Raw genomic sequence first — 13961 nt, 5'->3', positions numbered from 1 at the left:
ACGTACTGAGCGTCCCGGGAACACCCGGGACGTCCCCGCACCGTGGAGGTCACCATGCGCAAGCAGTTCCTCGCCCTCGCCACCACCGCCGGAGCCGTCGCACTGACCGGCCTGACGGCCACCCCCGCCCTCGCCGCCGACGACGTCGTCTGCACCGGCCCGATCGGGGCGATCGAGGTCACGAGCGTCCTGGTCCCGGAGGAGGCCGACTGCTCGCTGGAGGGCACCCGCGTGCTGGGCGACGTCCGGGTGCTCGAGGACGCCTCGTTGGACGCCGACGGGATCAGCGTCCGGGGCAGCGTCCAGGCGCAGCGCGCGGAGTCGGTGGACATCTCCGACTCCTTCGTCCGAAGCCTCGTCCAGGTGCAGGAGGGCGGTTCCCTCACGCTGACCGGCTCCGAGGTCGGCGCCGACGTGCAGGCCACCAAGAACGACGGCGCCGTCCGCGTCACCGGCACCTCGGTCGGCAACAGCCTGCAGGCCTCGGAGAACACCGGCGGCGTGGAGGTCACCGGCAACACGATCCGGGTCAACCTCACCGGCCAGGACAACCGACCCGCACCGGTCGGTGGCGGGAACGTCGTGGGCGGCGACGACCAGAAGCAGTTCGAGGGCTTCGCCGTCAGCTGACCCTCCCTCAGGACGAAGGGCCGGGCAGCGCCGCTGCCCGGCCCTTCGCACGTCCGTGCCCGGTACGCCCGGACCCGACAGCACCCCCGGTCCGCTGGACCGGGGGTGCTGTCGGGTGGGCTCAGGCAGCGGGCTCGATCAGGCCACGCAAGCCGTTGCCCGTCACGTTCTGGATCTGCAGGCCGGGGCGGGCGTTCACCTCGAGCACCAGCGGCCCGGCAGCCCGGTCGACGACGACGTCGGCGCCGACGTAGCGCAGCCCGGTGGCCGGCCCGCAGCGTGAGGCCGCGTCGAGCACCCCCGCCCAGTCGGGCACGCGCGCACCGATCAGCTCGACCCCGGTGTCGGGGTGGTGGGTCATCGGCCGGCGGCCGCTCCAGGCACCGGTGACCTCACCGCTGGCGAGGTCGACGGCGGCGCCCACCGCGCCCTGGTGCAGGTTGGCGCGGCCGCCGCTCCCGGCCGTCGGCAACCGCATCATCGCCAGCACCGGCCGGTCGTCCAGGCAGAGCACCCGCACGTCGGGCAGCCCCTGGTAGGAGAGGCGCTCCAGATCGGGGTGGGTGCGGATCAGCGGCTCGAACAGCGCCGCGTCCCGCGGGCGGCCGGAGTACTCGCCGTCGAGGACGAAGCGTGCGTGGTCCACGACGTCGGCCCGGGTGATCCGCCGCCCGGAGCCGGTGCGCCAGGCGCCACCCGGTTCGGCATCGGTGTCGGCCTCGGTCGCCAGCAGGATGCCCCCGCCGCCCAGGCCCTGGTTCGGCTTGAGCGCCCACGAGGAGCCCAGCCCGGCCCAGTCCAGTGCCAGGAGGTCGCGGCGGGACCGGACCAGCGCGAGCGTCGGGGCCGTGGGGGCGCCGACTGCGAGCAGGGCGGTCTTGGTGGCGTGCTTGTCGTTGACCAGCTGCACGGACCGGAACGGGTTGTCCCGGGCGATCCGGTCGTTGCGCCCGTTCATGCCGAGCACCTCGTCGAAGCGGCGGAGGCGGGACAGCAGCCCGGGTCGGGCGTCGGTGGGCAGGGGCTGGACGGTCATCGGAAGGCCTCCGTACGGCTGAACGAGGAGAAACGGACGAGCTCGACGAGCCGGAGCCCGCGATACGTGCCGGCCCAGCCCGCTGCGAGGACGCAGGCGAGGGTGAAGGGCAGCGGAGCGGTCTCGGCGAGCAGCCGGGTCGCCGGGGCGAGGACGAGCAGCGTGACCAGGACGGCGACGGCGAGGGTGACGGCCGCGTCGGTGACGGCGGAGCGTGGCCCGTCGAGGTCCCAGACCTCCCACAGCCGCTCGATGATCACCGCGGTGACGACGACGGGGAGCGCGGCCCCCCACGAGTCGGCGGCCCCGGAGAGCCCGGTGGCGTGCTGGGCGATCAGCAACAACAGCGTCACCAGGCCGATCAGCACCGACAGCCGGGCCACCCGGGGCAGCCGGAAGCGGCGCAGCAGCGGCTGCGCCGCCAGGCCCAGGGCGAGCATCGCGAGGGTGAGGACGAGCCCCAGGGTGAGGCCGGCCTGGGTGTAGCCGAAGGCGAGCAGCACCGGGGAGAAGGTGCCCAGCGTGCTGACCCCGACGACCACCCGCAGCAGCACCATGACCAGCGCGGCGAGCGGGAGCACGGCCAGCAGCGACTGCGGCCCCAGCGCCGGCCCCTCCGACAGGAGCGTGCGCACGGCCGACGGTGCGGTCTCCGCCCCGGGGGTGGTCAGCATCCGCTGGCCCACCACGACCTGCACGCCACGGAGGTCGGCCCGGCCGATCAGCGCCTCGGTGCTGCGCTCGGACCGGTCGGTCACGGTGAAGCGGGCCGGGTCGGTGCCGCCGGCGAGCTGCAGGCCGCCGCGGACCACCGGCCGCTCCTCCCGCCCCAGCGAGGAGGCCACGGTCACCGTCTCGGCGTCGTCGAGGTCGAAGCCGAGGTCCTCGGCGATGTCGTCGTCGATCGAGGAGCTGCTGGCCCCGGTGTCGATCCGCGCCATGACCTCGACCGAACCGTCCGGGCCGCTGATCCGCACGAGCTCCTGGGTGCCGATCACGGCGTCCGGGTCGCGCGACACGTCGGTCCGGGGCGAGAAGACGAAGGCGGCCAGCAAGAGGGCGAAGGCTGCCACGGCGACGACCACCCGCCCCGCGGCGGAGAGGCGTCGGGGGGACGCCCGGTCCGGCAGCTCGCCGCCGGCGTCGGTCGACTGTGCGGTTGTGCGTGACATGCCCGGTACGTGCCGGGCACGAGGTCCCCTGATACGTCCCGCGCCGGGGTGACCGGCCGCACACGCCGACGCGCCCCCTGCCCGGATGGCAGGAGGCGCGTCGGCGGTGCTCGTCGCCCGTCGGCGACGCGGTCGGGTCAGTCCCCGGGCGTCGGGGCGAGGACGCCGGCAGCGACGTCGATCCGGCCGGCACCGAGCTCCGGGGCACCCGGCACGGCGGTGGAGGTGATGACGTCCACCGCGGCCTCGGCGGCGTCCTCCCCACCCCGGGCGACCAGCAGCGCCGCCTGGCCGGCGACGAACGGCGCCGCCATCGAGGTGCCCGCCCAGGCCGCGTACCCGCCGCCCGGGAAGGTGCTCACGATCGCCTCGCCCGGGGCGGCGACGTCCGCGGTGCCGAAGGAGCTGAACACCGACAGCTGGTCCTGCGCGTCGACGCTGGCGACCGAGACGACGCCGCTGGTCGCGGCGGGGTACTGGGTGCTGCGCGTCCCGGTGTTGCCCGCGGAGGCGACCACAACGACGTCCTCGGAGACCTCCTCGAGCACCTCGTCGACGAGCTCGGAGTCCTCGGTGGTGCCCAGGCTGATGTTGAGCACGTCGGCGCCGTCGGCCAGGGCGAGCCGGATGCCCTCGGCGAGGGCGAACACCGAGCCGCGGCCGTCGCTGTCCAGCACCCGGACCGGCATGATCGTCGCGTCCGGGGCGACGGCCAGCACGATCCCGGAGACGTGTGTCCCGTGGCCGGCGGCCTCGTCCACCCGGCCGTCCGCGTCGTCGTCCAGCCCGTTGGCGACGTCGTCGGGTGCGCCGTCACCGTCGAGGACGTCGTGACCGGCGGTCAGCCGCCCGGCGAACGAGGGGTGCCCGGCCTCGATGCCAGTGTCGATCACGGCCACCGTGACGCCGGTGCCGGTGCTCGTGGCCTGCGCCTCGGCGACGCCCAGCCGGGTGAGCGCCTCCTGCCCGAGCCACGCCGCGGGGTCGGTGCCGGCCGGCTGCGGCCCGGCATCGGTCCCCCAGCCGTAGGTGGGGTTGGCCTCGGGGGCACCGGTCAGGTAGTCCGGCTCCGCGAAGCGGGCGCGCGGGTCCGCGGCCACCCGCTCGGCGACCGCGACGACGTCGCTGCCAGCGGGTGTCCGCAGCAGCAGGACGTCGGGCGAGCCCTGCAGGGTGTCGACCGGGGTGAGGCCGTACTCGGCAGCCAGGGCGGCGCCGTCGGCACCGGGCTGCAGAGCGACCACGACGTCGGTGACGCCGGCGACGGCCGCGGCGGTCGCCGCGTCGTCCTCGCCGTCACCCTCGTCCTCGTCGCCGTCCTCGTCCTCGTCGCCGTCCTCGTCCTCGTCGCCGTCCTCGTCCTCGTCGCCGTCCTCGTCCTCGTCGGCCAGCTGGACCGCCTGTGGGGCGTCCTCGTCGGCCTGGGCGGGTGCGACGGCAAGACCGCCGAGGGCGACGCCGACGGCTGCGGTGAGCACGGTGATCGAACGGGCGGCGGGACGTCGGGCCAGGGACGTGCGGGACATCGTGACCTCCGGGTGTGGGTGGTGGGTGGGATCCGGTCCGCCAGGGGCTCCAGCGGAGGGGTCAGGGCGCTCCGACGAGCACGAAGGGCGCCCAGTACCAGGGGTGGTCGCCGGCCAGCGCACGCGCGCACTGGGCGGTGCGCAGCGCCGCCGCGGGCGTGGCGCCCGTGCTGAGCTCCGCGTACATCCGGGACATCAGCGCGGCCGCGGCGGCGTCGTCGACCAGCCACAGGCTGACCACGACGGCGGCAGCACCTGCACCGAGAGCGGCGCGGGCGAGCCCGACCGTCTCGTCACCGGCGCCCTCGGCGTTGGTGCGGCCGGTCTCGCAGGCCGACAGCGTCACCAGGGAGCCGGTCAGGTCGATCTCGAGCAGCTGGGCGGCGGTGATCCAGCCGTCGGAGAGCCGCAGAGCGGAGAACATCGGGTTCTCCGGCCGGAACAGCCCGTGGCACGCCACGTGGACGACCGCGCTGCCCGGCGCCTCCCGGCGCAGCGTCAGCACGTCAGCCTCGCTGCCCATGTGCACGCGGGCACCGGGGAGCGCAGCGGCGACGGCGACGGCCTCGGCCTGCACCTGGGACGCCGCGGCGTCGGGCAGCGCCATCACGAGGGCCGGGCCACCGGCGGGGACGACGTCCATCGTGGACAGCAGCACGCTCATGCTCGGTGCGACGGTGACCTGGTACCGCTCGAGCAACCACTGCCCACCGTCGTGCAGGGCGTGGAAGGGCACCTCGTGCAGCGGTCCGTGCGGGACGACGACCAGGCGCGGCAGGTCCGGCAGGTCCAGCGGGGCGACGAGCTCGGCGTAGAGGTCCTGGAGCACCTGACGCGCGGCGGCGGCCAGCCGCGCGCCGTGCCGGGCGACGAACGCCCCGCCCATCCGCGGGCGCTGCCACTGCGCGTCGAGCTGACGGATCAGCGGGCGCACCCGGCCGCAGTCGCTGACGTGCTCGGCAGAGCGCACCTCGCCACCGGCGACGACGAAGGCGAGCACCCGGTCATCGACGATCTGGTAGAGGAGCACCGCGAGGTCGGCGGGCAACCGGGCTGCGAGGTCGCGGGCGCTCACCGGCGCGCCGATGGGGTCGGCATCGGCGACGGGAGCCTGCAGCCGCTCCGCTCGCAGGGCCACCTCCGTGGCGGTGGCGCGTGACCGCAGCGCGGCGCGGCGGCGGGCCCGCGCCTCGGGAGCGAGGTCCGGGTCCTCGCGGAGCATCTCGTTGTAGGTGGCCATCAGCTCCTCGTGCAGCGCCGAGGTCCGCGCCGCCTCCCCCGTGGCGTCGTCCCTCCGGTGCACCCGGGCGAGGAGGTCCGACAGCGCCCGGGACTTGGACCGCTCCGCGGCATCCAGGGCGGCCAACACGTCGCCGCTGTCCAGCTCGAGGGCGACCTGGTCGGCGTAGGGCGCCGCGGCGTCCCGCAGGAACGAGGCGCGCATGGCCTCGGTGGGCAGCGTGGCCCGGAGCGTCTCCACCGCGCCGGTGGCGGCCCGGAGGGCGGAACGAGCGGCGGCGACGTCACCCTGCAGACGCCGGAGCCGGCCCGTCCTGGCGTCCACCCGGTACTGCAGCGGCGGCAGCCCGAGCGGCTGGGTGAGCCGGGCCGCCGCCGCGAGGTGCGCCTCGGCAGTGGTGAGGTCGGCGGAGCCGGCCATCCGGAGGTCGGCGGCCCGCAGGTGGGCGTAGATGAGCTGCGTCGTCCACTCCTGACCGGCGAGCAGCGTCACCGCCTCGTCGGCCAGCTCCAGCGCCCCGGTCAGGTCGTCACGCTGATGCCGCACGTCGGCGAGCTCGACGAGTGCCTCGGCCAGCAACGGGACGTTCCCACGGCTGCGGTGCAGCCGGGTCGCCTCGGTCAGCGCCTCCTCTGCATCGGCCAGGCGCCCCAGGCGGGTCATGGCGACGCCGGCCCCGGTCAGCACCTGGGCCAGGTAGTGGGTCTGCCCGGCCCTGCGCAGCGACTCCTCGGCCTCCTGGTACGCCACGAGCGCCTCGTCGTGCAGCCCGAGCCCCAGCCACGCCTCGGCCGACCGGAGCAGCAGCTGGTCCAGGTCGGCACGCACGTCGAGTCGCTCGAGCTGGTCGCGGGCGGCATCGAAGGCCGACAGCCCGTCGGTCCAGCGCCCCACCTGGACGCTGGCCCGGCCCAGGTCGACCAGGCAGCGGGCCTCCAGCAGCGTCGTGCCCGCCTCCCGGAAGGCGCCCGCCGCCTCGGTGAAGGCCTCGACCGCCTCGTGCACGCGCCCCAGGTCCAGCAGCTGCTCACCGCTGTTCTGCCGCAGCACGGCGACGTCCTCCTGCATCCCGGCGCGCAGGTACGCCCGCTCCGCGGCACGGCCCTGCTCCAGGGCGAGGGTGTGGCGGCCGGCGAACGTCTGGCACACCGACAGGTTGCGGTGGACCGTGCCGCGCAGCCACCAGGCCCGGTCGGCGTCGCCCGCGACCTCCGGGGAGCGGTCGAGCACTTCGAGCACCGCCAGCCCGCGGCTGATGGCCTCGTCGTGCCGGCCCTGCTCGTTGAGCACGTGCATCATGCCGAGCTCGGTGCGCAGCTCCTCGAACGCGGCCCCGGCCGAGCGGAAGCCGTCCCGGGCCCGGGTGACCAGGCCGAGCGCGGTGTCCAGGCTGCCCTCGATGGCGTGCACCTGGGCCTGCACGTAGTCGGCCCGGGCCAGCAGGAAGGCCGACGTGGTCCGGGGCAGCACGCTGACGGCGAGGCGGCGGGCCGCTACCGGGTCCTGGTGGACCAGCGTCGTCGCCTCGTCCAGCACCGCCGCCACCTCCTCGTCGCCGTCCACGTCCGCTCCCGTCCGCCGGCTCAGGCCTGCAGCAGCAGGTCGACCTCGACCAGCACGCCGGCCACGGCAGCGGAGAAGAGCACCTCACCCGGCGGCACCGGGGGGAGGGCGAACCGGCCGTTCTCGTCGGAGGAGGCGGTGGCGAGCTCGCTGTCCGCGGCGATCAGCCGGATGGTGCCCAGCCCGGGGACGTCGGGGTCGCCCGGCAGCACCTGACCCTCCACCCGCACGGTCCGGTCCTCGGGGTAGAGGTCCAGCGCGATGTCGACGACCGGGGACTCGACGACCAGGTGCCGCACCGTCCCGGTGTCCGCGGCCCGGACACCGAGGGCCAGCTGCGCGGTGGCGCTGTCGAAGGAGATCACCGCACGCACCCGCTCCAGCAGGCCGGGCGGCGGTGGGCGGTAGGCGGCGAAGCGCTTCATCAGCGTGTCCCGCACCCGCTCCGGCGGCGCGGACAGCGGCATCCGCTGCGCCTGGGCGCGGAAGGCCCGGAACCAGTCGGCGGCTGCACGCAGCCCGGGATCGGTCTCCACGGCCGCCTGGACCCGGGCCGCAGCCGGCCCGTCGAGCTTCCCGTCCACCCAGTCCACGACGTCTGCGAACGCCACCATGTGGGCCGTCCCTCCTGTGCTGGTCCTGCGCCCCCGTCAGGGAGCACGTGCCGCGACCGCGGCCGGCTGATACAGCGTCGCGAGGAGTTCTCGCGCTCAGTTCTCCTGCTCGTCGCCGAGCAGCTCGTGCAGCCGCTTCAAGCAGCGGGCGCGGGTCGGGCCGATGCTGCCGATCGGGCGCCCGAGCCGGGCCGCGACATCGGCGTAGGCGGTCGACTCCTCGCTCAGGTACAGGGCGATGAGGAGCTCGCGACACCGCGTGTCCAGCGAGAGCAGGCCCTCGTAGAGCCACTCGTCCCGGGTCCAGGCCTCGGCCGGGTCGGCGTCGGCCCTGTCGGGCACCTCCTCGACGGCGGTCTCCCGCTTCCGTCGCTCCAACAGCCGCCAGCTCTGCCGGCGCGCGACGGTGGCCAGCCAGCCGACCAGTCGCGCGTCGTCCGTCATCGAGTCGAGGCTCTGCAGCAGCTCGGTGAACGTGAGCTGGGCGATGTCGGCGGCGTCGTCATGGCTGAGGCCGTAGCGCAGCGGGATGGAGAACACCAGCCGCTCGTGGTCCTCCAGCAGGGCCCGCCAGGCCGAGCTGTCACCCCGGCGGCAGCCGGCCAGCAGTGCGCGGTCCCGCTCGGCACGCGCACGCCGGGCCTGCTCCCTGGCGTCGGCGTGCCAGGCCACCGCCATGGTCCTCCTCGTGCGCACCGGCTCGTCGAGCCGCCGGACTGGAGACGTGGCCGCCGACGGCGCCGGTGAGCACGCTAGGGCCGCCGGGACTGCAGGGCAAACCGGTTGCACGCCACCGGACGACGGCCGGGCCCGACGACCGCGGGCGGCTCCGAACGCCCGGGACGACCTCCACCGCCGTGTCCGAAAGCCGCCAGTCACCCGGGCCGGGCGGTGCCATGCTCGTGCCATGACCGAGGTGCTGGAACGGGGCCGGCTCGACGCGGAGCACTGCTATCGCGCCGTCACCAGCCGCGACCCGCGCTTCGACGGGTGGTTCGTCACCGCAGTGCACACGACCGGCATCTACTGCCGCCCGTCGTGCCCGGCGCGCACGCCACTGGAGCGCAACGTCTCCTTCCACACCACCGCGGCCTCGGCCCAGGCGGCCGGCTTCCGCGCCTGCCGCCGCTGCCGCCCGGACGCCGTCCCCGGGTCGCCGGAGTGGGACGTGCGCGCCGACGTCGTCGCCCGGGCGATGCGGCTGATCGCCGACGGTGAGGTCGAGCGCGGCGGGGTCGGCGGGCTGGCCGCGCGGCTGGGCTACTCCGAGCGCCAGCTGCACCGGCTGCTCACCACCGAGCTCGGGGTGGGCCCGCTGGCGCTGGCCCGCGCCCAGCGCGCGCAGACCGCCCGGCTGCTGATCGAGACCACCCTGCTGCCGATGGCCGACGTCGCGTTCGCGGCCGGGTTCGCCAGCATCCGGCAGTTCAACGACACGGTGCGGTCGGTGTTCGCGACGACGCCCTCCGCGCTGCGCCCGGCCACCCCGCGCAGCGACGGCGGCACCCCCGGCTGGCTGACCCTGCGGCTGGCCGCCCGCGCGCCGTTCGCCGCCGACGAGGTGCTGCTCTTCCTCGGGGCACACGCCACCCCGGGTCTGGAGGAGTGGGACGGGACGACGTTCTCCCGGGTGCTCGACCTGCCGCACGGCCCCGCCGTCGTCCGGCTCTCCCCGGCCCCCGACGGCGGACCGGCGGTGCTCGCCCGGCTGCGGCTGACCGAGCTGCGGGACCTCGGCGTGGCCGTCTCCCGGTGCCGGCGGCTGCTGGACCTGGACGCCGACCCGGCCGCCGTGGACGCGCTGCTCGGCGCCGACCCGGCGCTCGCCCCGCTGGTGACCGGCGCCCCCGGGCGGCGGGTGCCGGCCGCCCCCGACGCGGAGGAGCTGGCGGTGCGCGCGGTGCTGGGGCAGCAGGTGTCGGTGGCCGGCGCCCGGACGCTCACCGCCCGGGTGGTCACCGCGGCGGGCCGGCCGCTCGCCGAACCGGTCGGCACCCTGACCCACGCGTTCCCGCGCGCCGACGCCCTCGTGGACGCCGACCTCTCCGCGGTCGGGCTGACCGGTGCCCGCCGGCGCACCGTGCACACCCTGGCCGCGGCGCTCGCCGCGGGCAGCGTCCCCCTCGATCCCGGCGCCGACCGGGACGAGGCCCGCCGCCAGCTGCTGGCCCTGCCCGGCATCGGCCCGTGGACGGCGGCGCTCGTCGGGCTGCGCGGGCTGGCCGACCCGGACGTCTGGCTGCCCGGCGACCTGGCGCTGCGGCGCAGCCTGACCGCCCTGGGCAGCTCCGACGCCGACGCCGCGGCCCGCTGGCGGCCGTGGCGCTCCTACGCCGTCATGCACCTGTGGGCGCTGGCCGTCCCCTCCCTGTTCACCCGCGGCACCACTCCTGAACGGAGCCCGTCATGACCACCGCAGCTGCCCGCTACGCGACCACGGACACCCCGCCCGGACCGTTCACCGTGCTCGTCACCACCGACCCCGACGGCACGGACGTCGTGCTGGCCAGCGGCTGGACCGACGACGTCGGCGAGCTCCTGCCCGTCGTGCACCGCTCACTGCGGCCGACCTGGGTCGAGCGTGCCGACGGCCTGCCGGTGCTCGACGTCGTCGCCGCCTTCACCGCCGGCGACGTGACCGCGATCGACGCGGTGCCGGTGCGCCAGCGCTCGGGCCCCTTCCTCACCGACGCCTGGGAGGTGCTGCGCACCGTGCCCGCCGGGCAGCCCGACACCTACGCCGCCTTCGCCGAGCGCTGCGGCCGCCCGTCCGCCGTCCGTGCGGCGGCAGGTGCCTGCGCGCGCAACGCCGCGGCGCTGTTCGTCCCCTGCCACCGGGTGCTGTCCACCGGCGGCGGCCTGGGCGGCTTCCGCTGGGGCACGCCGGTGAAGCGCTGGCTGCTCGACCACGAGGCCGCGCACGCCCCCGTCCCCACCCGGGCATAGGAAGCTCTTCACCCGGTTCCGAGCCACAGACCGGGTGAAGAGCTTCCTATGCCTGACGCCTGGGGCGCCTCACCGGAAGTGTCGGACCCGTCGGGCAGCCTGACCGGCATGGACGCCGCCTCCCTGCTCGTCGGGCTCCTCATCGGTGCGCTCCTGGCCGCCGCCGTCACCCTCGGGCTGGTGGCCGTCCGCGGGCGGGCCGGTGCGGCGCCGGAGGCCCTCGAGCCGGTGCACGAGTCGCTGGACCACCTGCACCGACTGCTGGCCGGCATCGAGCGCGACCGGGCCACCGCCCACGGTGAGCTGCGGGAACAGGTGGGCACCATCGGCCAGACCTCGGCCCTGCTCCGCCAGGAGACCGCCGCCCTGGTCACCGCGCTGCGCACCCCGCACGTGCGCGGCCGGTGGGGCGAGCTGCAGCTGCGCCGGGTCGTGGAGGTGGCCGGGCTGCTGGAGCACTGCGACTTCGTCGAGCAGCCGTCCGGCACCACCGACCAGGGCTCGGGCGTGCGCCCCGACCTGGTCGTCACCCTGGCCGACGGACGGCAGGTGGTCGTCGACGCGAAGGTGCCGTTCACCGGGTACATCGAGGCGGTCCAGGCCACCGACCCGGCGGTGCGCGCCCAGCGGGTCGCCGACCACGCCCGGCAGCTCCGGGCCCACGTCGACGTCCTCGCCGCGCGCCGTTACCCGAGCGCGTTCGGCAGCGCGGCGCCGTTCACCGTGCTCTTCGTCCCCGCCGACGGCTTCCTCACCACGGCCCTGGAGGCGGAGCCGGCACTGCTGGAGCACGGCTTCGGCCGCGACGTCATCATCGCCACCCCGAGCACGCTGCTGGCCCTGCTCCGCACGGTCGCCTACTCCTGGCGGCAGGAACGGCTGGCCCACGACGCCGCCGCCGTGCTCGAGGCCGGCCGCACGGTGCACGCCCGGTTGAGCACCCTGTCCGGTCACCTGACCCGGTTGGGTTCCGCACTGGGCTCGGCGCTGACCCGGTACAACGAGACGGTCGGGTCCTACGAGCGCTCGGTGCTGGTGGCCACCCGGCGGTTCGACGACCTCGGCGTCGCCGCGGCGCCGGTACCGACCCCGGCGCCGGTCGAGGGCACGGTGCGTGCCCTGCGGCCACCGACGCAGGAGCTGCCCGAGATCGGTGAGCGCGACGGCACCACAGGCTGACCAGCGACAGCTCGGCCGGTCAGGTCGCTGAGCCCGCTCTCGACGACCCCGTCGACCAGGAGCGGTCGGTGGCCGCTGCGCCGGCCTGCGCCATGCGTCCATCCGCCACCCGGATCGCCGCCAACTCCAGTTCTGCCGAGACGGCGAAGGCCAGGAAGATGGCCCCGGACGTCAGCTGCGCCCAGAACAGCAGGGCGATCACCCCGGTCAGCGGTCCGTACGCCGAGCCGAGGTAGCTGAGCAGGTCGAGCACGCCGGCCAGCAGCAGGGTGAGTCCGGTCCACAGCCCCAGGGCCAGCACGCTCCCCAGCACCAGCAGCGACCAGCCGGGCTGCCGGCGGTACGGAGCCCGCCGCAGCATCAGGGTGATCGCGGCGAGCAGCAGTCCCACGGCGACCACGCCGACGATGAGCACGACGAGGTCGTCGTCGACGTCGTAGACGTCCTCCACCGCCGCGGCCGCGGCGACGAGCGTGGTCACCAGCAGCGAGCCCACCAGCAGCGGCACCCCGGCGAGGCCGGCCAGCACCAGGGCGCGGCGGTACTTCTCCACGGTGGGCCGGTCCCGCTGGATGCCGTAGATGCGGTTGGCCCCGCGCTCCAGCTGCCCCATGGCGGTCGCCATCGCGAATACCGCCGCGGCGAGCCCCAGCGCCGTGGCGAGCGGGATCCCGTCCGGCTCACCACTCCACGGCGACAGCACCCGCTGGACCATCTCGTCCGAGGCGCTGGGCGAGAGCTGCAGCACCGTCCTGTCGACCAGCAAGCGCAGGGACGGCCGCTCCAACAGGGTGCTCAGCCCGATCGAGGCGATCAACAGCGGCACCGCGGCCAGCGACAGCTGGAGGCCCAGCGCCCGCGCGTGGGAGAAGCCGTCGCCGTAGCGGAACCGGGACCAGGAGGCACGCCACAGATCGCCGACCCGACAGCTGCGCAGAGTCACCCAAGCATCGCGGGCAGTCAACCGCTCGCCGTCCCGCGCTGCGATCTCCGGCACCCGGCTCACCGAGCTCATGCAGGCAGTTCCTCCTGGATTCCGGTCGTCGACGGCGCAGCCGGCAGCGCCAGCAGTCGACCCGTCCCTCGCCGTGTTCCCCCGAGTGCTGCTCGACCATGCGCCAGCGTCCGGATCGTCACCGAACCGCCACAGACGGTCCGCAGCTCGCCGACGGCCGGCTGGTGGGGACCGTGGGACGGCTGGGGCGCCCGTGCGCACAATGCGCCACCCCGGCGGTGCGACACCGGCGAGTTCTGGCCCGCCACTCCCGGCCGGGTCCGGCGTTCACTCAGGTCGGGCCGATACCGTGGCCCGACCGGTGGGGTGCCCTGGGCCCTCGCTGCCGACGAGGAGGTGCACCATCGCTCCGGTCACTGTCGATGCCCGAGTTCGAGACAGGCGGGAGGGCGCCGTGCGTGCAGAACGCAGCGACGCCGGCCGGGCCGCAGGACGCGGCTACCCGTCGCCACGGGCCGCCGGGGGTGCCGTCTCCGGCCGTCCCCCCGAGCGTGGCCCGCGCCCGCCCGAGCGTCGAGCGCCCGACCCCCGCGGCACCGGTCACCGGCCGGCCGACGCCCCCGGCGACGGGCGGCGGCGTGGGTCCTCGGCGAGCGGCGCGCGTACCGCGAGCACCGGGATCCGGGGGGCTCTCGCGATCGCCGGCGTCTTCCTGGTCACCCTGGTCGCCGCGGCGGCCGACTCCTACATCGGTCTGGGCCTCGGCACGATCACGCTGGTGGCGCTCACCGCCGGGACCATCGGCGCCGCCCTGGTCACCCGGCGAGGTGACCTGCTGAGCATCCTGGTCGCCCCGCCCCTGGTGTTCGTCGCGGTGGCCCTGCTGAACATCGGCCTGGCGCCGTCGGCCAGCCTGAACCTCCCCACGCTGGCGACGCTGCTCGTGCGCGGCTTCCCGGCGATGGGCCTGGCCACCGGCGCCGCGCTGGTGATCACCCTGGGCCGGCTGGCCGCCCGCCGCTGACCGACCTCGGACGCAGGACGGGCCGGCACCCCCGCGGGGGTGCCGGCCCGTCCTGTGTCCCGGCCGCTCTCGGCGT

General features: G+C 75.6%; 12 protein-coding genes. 5 read left to right on the top strand and 7 right to left on the bottom strand.

The annotated features are described in order from the left end of the window. Window positions 1-54: 54 nt before the first annotated feature. Window positions 55-630, top strand: coding sequence for a hypothetical protein (locus tag O2V61_RS03865; RefSeq protein ID WP_269182008.1), 576 nt, complete (start codon window positions 55-57; stop codon window positions 628-630). 121 nt (window positions 631-751) lie between these two features. On the opposite strand, the gene O2V61_RS03860 is transcribed toward O2V61_RS03865, so the two are convergent. The 6 genes from O2V61_RS03860 to O2V61_RS03835 form a co-directional block, all read right to left on the bottom strand. Continuing rightward, a complete protein-coding gene (locus O2V61_RS03860) occupies window positions 752-1666 on the bottom strand; it encodes a sugar-transfer associated ATP-grasp domain-containing protein (protein ID WP_269182007.1) in 915 nt (304 codons plus the stop codon). Then, entirely contained in the window at window positions 1663-2838 is a 1176-nt protein-coding gene (locus tag O2V61_RS03855; protein WP_269182006.1) for a 7TM domain-containing protein, read from the bottom strand. The genes O2V61_RS03860 and O2V61_RS03855 overlap by 4 nt, the downstream gene beginning before the upstream one ends. Before the next feature lie 137 nt (window positions 2839-2975). Beyond that, window positions 2976-4364, bottom strand: a complete 1389-nt coding sequence (locus O2V61_RS03850) for a S8 family serine peptidase (protein ID WP_269182005.1) — start codon at window positions 4362-4364, stop codon at window positions 2976-2978. Between the two features lie 61 nt (window positions 4365-4425). Then, window positions 4426-7167 (bottom strand): CHAT domain-containing protein, encoded by a 2742-nt coding sequence (locus O2V61_RS03845; RefSeq protein WP_269182004.1) that lies wholly within the window; start codon window positions 7165-7167, stop codon window positions 4426-4428. 20 nt (window positions 7168-7187) lie between these two features. Then, entirely contained in the window at window positions 7188-7781 is a 594-nt protein-coding gene (locus tag O2V61_RS03840; protein ID WP_269182003.1) for a hypothetical protein, read from the bottom strand. 96 nt (window positions 7782-7877) lie between these two features. Further along, on the bottom strand, window positions 7878-8459 hold the full coding sequence (locus tag O2V61_RS03835; protein ID WP_269182002.1) for an RNA polymerase sigma factor: 582 nt from the start codon (window positions 8457-8459) through the stop codon (window positions 7878-7880). 229 nt (window positions 8460-8688) lie between these two features. Here O2V61_RS03835 and O2V61_RS03830 point away from each other — a divergent pair, with 229 nt between their 5' ends. From O2V61_RS03830 to O2V61_RS03820, 3 genes are all read left to right on the top strand, one after another. Further along, window positions 8689-10191 carry an Ada metal-binding domain-containing protein gene (locus O2V61_RS03830; RefSeq protein ID WP_269182001.1) on the top strand — a complete coding sequence of 501 codons (1503 nt, stop codon included), beginning with the start codon at window positions 8689-8691 and terminating at the stop codon, window positions 10189-10191. After that, window positions 10188-10727, top strand: coding sequence for a methylated-DNA--[protein]-cysteine S-methyltransferase (locus O2V61_RS03825; protein ID WP_269182000.1), 540 nt, complete (start codon window positions 10188-10190; stop codon window positions 10725-10727). Before O2V61_RS03830 ends, O2V61_RS03825 begins: the two co-directional genes overlap by 4 nt. Before the next feature lie 108 nt (window positions 10728-10835). Continuing rightward, on the top strand, window positions 10836-11906 hold the full coding sequence (locus O2V61_RS03820) for a DNA recombination protein RmuC (RefSeq protein WP_269181999.1): 1071 nt from the start codon (window positions 10836-10838) through the stop codon (window positions 11904-11906). 19 nt (window positions 11907-11925) lie between these two features. Here the strand turns inward: O2V61_RS03820 and O2V61_RS03815 are convergent, their stop codons facing one another. Further along, window positions 11926-12921 (bottom strand): YihY/virulence factor BrkB family protein, encoded by a 996-nt coding sequence (locus tag O2V61_RS03815; RefSeq protein WP_269181998.1) that lies wholly within the window; start codon window positions 12919-12921, stop codon window positions 11926-11928. Window positions 12922-13315: 394 nt separating this feature from the next. Here O2V61_RS03815 and O2V61_RS03810 point away from each other — a divergent pair, with 394 nt between their 5' ends. Beyond that, entirely contained in the window at window positions 13316-13885 is a 570-nt protein-coding gene (locus tag O2V61_RS03810; RefSeq protein ID WP_269181997.1) for a DUF6542 domain-containing protein, read from the top strand. Window positions 13886-13961: the final 76 nt, after the last annotated feature.

The sequence above is a fragment of the Modestobacter sp. VKM Ac-2985 genome, assembly GCF_026967925.1.
Lineage (GTDB): Bacteria > Actinomycetota > Actinomycetes > Mycobacteriales > Geodermatophilaceae > Modestobacter.
This window is presented reverse-complemented; position numbering and strand designations above follow the sequence as displayed.

Bases quoted from the DNA above. Each gene is read 5' to 3' on its own strand.
- O2V61_RS03820 (WP_269181999.1), top strand. From the start codon at position 10,836: ATGGACGCCGCCTCCCTGCTCGTCGGGCTCCTCATCGGTGCGCTCCTG.
- O2V61_RS03865 (WP_269182008.1), top strand. From the start codon at position 55: ATGCGCAAGCAGTTCCTCGCCCTCGCCACCACCGCCGGAGCCGTCGCA.
- O2V61_RS03825 (WP_269182000.1), top strand. From the start codon at position 10,188: ATGACCACCGCAGCTGCCCGCTACGCGACCACGGACACCCCGCCCGGA.
- O2V61_RS03855 (WP_269182006.1), bottom strand. From the start codon at position 2,838: ATGTCACGCACAACCGCACAGTCGACCGACGCCGGCGGCGAGCTGCCG.
- O2V61_RS03835 (WP_269182002.1), bottom strand. From the start codon at position 8,459: ATGGCGGTGGCCTGGCACGCCGACGCCAGGGAGCAGGCCCGGCGTGCG.
- O2V61_RS03815 (WP_269181998.1), bottom strand. From the start codon at position 12,921: ATGAGCTCGGTGAGCCGGGTGCCGGAGATCGCAGCGCGGGACGGCGAG.
- O2V61_RS03850 (WP_269182005.1), bottom strand. From the start codon at position 4,364: ATGTCCCGCACGTCCCTGGCCCGACGTCCCGCCGCCCGTTCGATCACC.
- O2V61_RS03840 (WP_269182003.1), bottom strand. From the start codon at position 7,781: ATGGTGGCGTTCGCAGACGTCGTGGACTGGGTGGACGGGAAGCTCGAC.
- O2V61_RS03860 (WP_269182007.1), bottom strand. From the start codon at position 1,666: ATGACCGTCCAGCCCCTGCCCACCGACGCCCGACCCGGGCTGCTGTCC.
- O2V61_RS03830 (WP_269182001.1), top strand. From the start codon at position 8,689: ATGACCGAGGTGCTGGAACGGGGCCGGCTCGACGCGGAGCACTGCTAT.